This is a genomic window from Oleiphilus sp. HI0123 (assembly GCF_001635315.1).
Genome location: NZ_LWGE01001330.1, coordinates 1 through 3,463, shown reverse-complemented (window position 1 = coordinate 3,463; position 3,463 = coordinate 1). Strand labels below are relative to the sequence as shown.

Genomic DNA, 3,463 nt, shown 5'->3' with positions numbered 1-3,463 from the left:
ACTACGTAATACCTAACTGGTATAACCCGGTTGAGCGTATCGCTTACACTAAGAGCCTTGCGAGACCTGAAATTTCCCCCAAATCCGGAGTAGCGATCGATACGTGGTGGTTCCGTAAGTAATGAGCGCCTACATTCTTCGCAGACTTCTTCTTATGATACCGACACTACTCGGCATCATGCTCTTAAACTTCATTATCGTGCAAGCAGCACCCGGCGGCCCCGTTGAGCGAATGCTCGCACAGATTCAGGGAATGGGTTCAGACGTTCAAAGCCGTTTAGGCGGCGGTAGCGGAGAGCTATCTACCAACACCTCAAGTTCTAGCAGCTCTGGCAGCTCCTCTAAATACCATGGTGCTCAAGGCCTTGACCCTGAGCTTATTGAGCGCATTGAAAAGATGTATGGCTTCGATAAGCCAGCTTATGAGCGCTTCTTTATTATGATCAAAAACTATGCTGTTTTTGACTTTGGCGAAAGCTTTTTCCGCGACAAAAGTGTACTCGACTTAGTCCTTGAAAAAATGCCGGTATCAATTTCTCTTGGTCTTTGGTCAACACTGATCATCTACCTTATATCGATCCCGCTCGGCATCAAAAAAGCGATCAAAGACGGCTCCAAGTTCGACCTTTGGACCAGTAGTGTCATTATTGTTGGTTACGCAATTCCTGGCTTCTTATTCGGCGTTATCCTAATAGTTCTCTTTGCTGGTGGAACATACTGGGACTGGTTCCCTTTACGCGGTCTTACCTCGCCAGACTTTGACACCATGACGACAAGCGAGCAAATTCTGGATTATGCTTGGCACCTAGTACTGCCAGTTACCGCTATCGTTATAGGTGGCTTTGCAACTCTAACAATGCTTACCAAGAACTCCTTCATGGATGAGATCAACAAGCAGTATGTTACGACTGCCAGAGCTAAGGGGCTCACAGACAAAAGCATTTTATATGGACATGTATTTAGAAATGCCATGCTGATAGTTATTGCAGGAATGCCTAGCGCCTTGATCGGTATATTCTTCACAGGCTCGATGTTGATAGAGGTAATTTTTTCGCTTGACGGCCTTGGACTGCTTGGTTTCGAAGCTGTACTCAACCGCGATTATCCGGTTATGTTTGGAACGCTTTACGTATTTACCCTGGTTGGTCTAATTCTAAAACTCATTAGCGACCTGACATACGTCTTTATTGACCCGCGAATTGACTTTGCAAGCAGGGAGCAATAGTGATGTTGATTAATACTAGCTCGTGGTCACCCCTGAATCGCCGACGCCTTGCTAACTTCAAGGCCAATAAACGCGGATATTACTCTTTAATCTTATTCTCGATTTTATTTTTTGCTTCACTGTTTGCCGAAATCATTGCAAATGACAAGCCTCTTTTGGTGTCCTATCAGGGTGAACTTTATACGCCATTCTTAAATAGTTACCCAGAAACCGCATTCGGAGGAGACTTTGAGACCGAAGCCGACTATCGTGACGAATACGTTTCTGAGCTGATTAATGAAGAAGGCTGGATGTTATGGCCTCTTATACAATACAGCTACGACACCATTAACTATCAACTTCCTGTACCCGCCCCAAGCCCTCCTTCAAGTGAAAACTTACTTGGGACCGACGATCAGGCTCGTGATGTTGTCGCAAGATTGATTTACGGTTTTAGAATATCAGTACTCTTTGGTTTAGCACTCACATTATTTAGCTCTGTTGTTGGTGTGGTAGTTGGCGCTATACAAGGCTTTTATGGCGGCCGCATCGACCTTTATGGCCAACGTTTTATAGAAATCTGGTCTGGGCTACCCGTTCTATTTCTGCTGATAATCATGAGTAGTATTATTACGCCTAACTTCTGGTGGCTACTTGGTATTATGCTGTTATTCAGCTGGATGGGGCTAGTTGACGTTGTACGCGCAGAGTTCTTGCGCGCTAGAAACCTAGAATACGTACGCGCAGCCCGTGCACTAGGCTTGGACAATAGAGGAATTATGTTTAGACACATGCTTCCTAATGCTATGGTCGCGACACTTACTTTCATGCCTTTCATTCTCACGGGTTCAATTACTACCCTGACCTCTCTCGACTTTCTTGGCTTTGGGCTTCCACCAGGATCACCCTCACTAGGTGAACTGATTTCACAAGGCAAAACAAATTTACACGCACCCTGGCTCGGCGCATCGGCATTTATTGTTCTTGCACTAATGCTGTCTCTACTTGTATTTATTGGCGAAGCCGTACGCGACGCATTCGACCCAAAAAAGATATAAGCACGCACTCAAGGTAATTAGTTTTTATGACAAACGATAACGATGCTCAAATATCTATCAGAGACCTTCGTGTTTGCTTTCAACAAGGAGAGCAAGAAATAGAGGCAGTTAAAGGTATCAGTTTTGATATTCACGCGGGAAAGACAATCGCAATTGTTGGCGAAAGCGGTTCTGGAAAATCAGTAACTGCCCAGGCGATTCTCGGCTTACATCCAAGAAATAAAACGTCTTACCCGAGTGGCGAAATCCTTTTTCAAAACAAAGACCTTTTAAAAGCAAGCGAGACTGAATTAAGAAGTGTGCGTGGCGGTAAAATTGGCATGATCTTTCAGGAGCCAATGACGTCACTTAATCCGCTACATACGATTGAGAAACAAATTGCCGAATCAATACAGTTACACAGCGCTCATTCAACTCGAGCCGCTCGTAAGCGTGTTATCGAATTACTAGATCTAGTTGGTATTCCTGAGCCTGAGTCTCGCCTGGGATCCTATCCTCACCAACTATCAGGCGGACAAAAGCAGCGCGTAATGATCGCTATGGCGCTAGCCAACGAACCAGACATACTCATCGCAGATGAGCCAACAACAGCGTTGGATGTAACCGTACAAAAGCAGGTACTTGAGTTAATCCGGGGGTTACAAAAAAAGTTTGGAATGTCCGTCATTCTTATTTCCCACGACCTGAGCATCGTACGCCATTATGCAGACGAAGTGGTAGTGATGCACCATGGAAAACTCATCGAATCTGGATATTGCGAAGATATCTTCGCTACTCCAAAGCAAGAGTATACGAAGCTACTTATTAACTCTGACCCTAGCGGCTCACCTAAGAAAATCCCGAACGACGCTAAAACAATTTTAGAAAGTAAGGACATCAACGTATGGTTTCCTACTAAGAAAAGTTTCTGGGGCAAGCCTCTTGAGTTCTTAAAGGCAACTAAAGACATCTCAATAAAACTAAAAGCAGGCGAAACTCTTGGTATCGTCGGCGAAAGCGGCAGCGGAAAAACCACCCTCGGCCTCGCTTTACTTAGACTTCAGCAATGTGAAGGTGAGATATTCTTTGAAGGTAAGCCCACTCACAATCTTGACCAACAAGCATTCCGCCCCTTCCGAAAAGAAATGCAAATTGTCTTTCAGGACCCCTATGGCAGCCTCAGTCCTCGCATGTCAATTATGCAAATCATTAACGAGGGCTT

Annotated in this window: 3 protein-coding genes; all 3 read left to right on the top strand. The window is 44.9% G+C overall.

Going from position 1 to position 3,463, the window contains the following annotated elements; translation table 11 throughout:
- Positions 1–121: 121 nt before the first annotated feature.
- Complete coding sequence (locus A3761_RS16465) at positions 122–1,225, top strand: microcin C ABC transporter permease YejB (RefSeq protein WP_068509072.1); 1,104 nt, start codon at positions 122–124, stop codon at positions 1,223–1,225.
- 2 nt (positions 1,226–1,227) lie between these two features.
- Positions 1,228–2,262 carry an ABC transporter permease gene (locus A3761_RS16460; RefSeq protein WP_068509074.1) on the top strand — a complete coding sequence of 345 codons (1,035 nt, stop codon included), beginning with the start codon at positions 1,228–1,230 and terminating at the stop codon, positions 2,260–2,262.
- 26 nt (positions 2,263–2,288) lie between these two features.
- On the top strand, positions 2,289–3,463 hold a 1,175-nt coding region (locus tag A3761_RS16455), incomplete at its 3' end, for an ATP-binding cassette domain-containing protein (protein ID WP_068750528.1).

Excerpts from the sequence above, each read along its gene's own strand:
- A3761_RS16465 (WP_068509072.1), top strand. The coding sequence starts at position 122 with ATGAGCGCCTACATTCTTCGCAGACTTCTTCTTATGATACCGACACTA.
- A3761_RS16460 (WP_068509074.1), top strand. The coding sequence starts at position 1,228 with ATGTTGATTAATACTAGCTCGTGGTCACCCCTGAATCGCCGACGCCTT.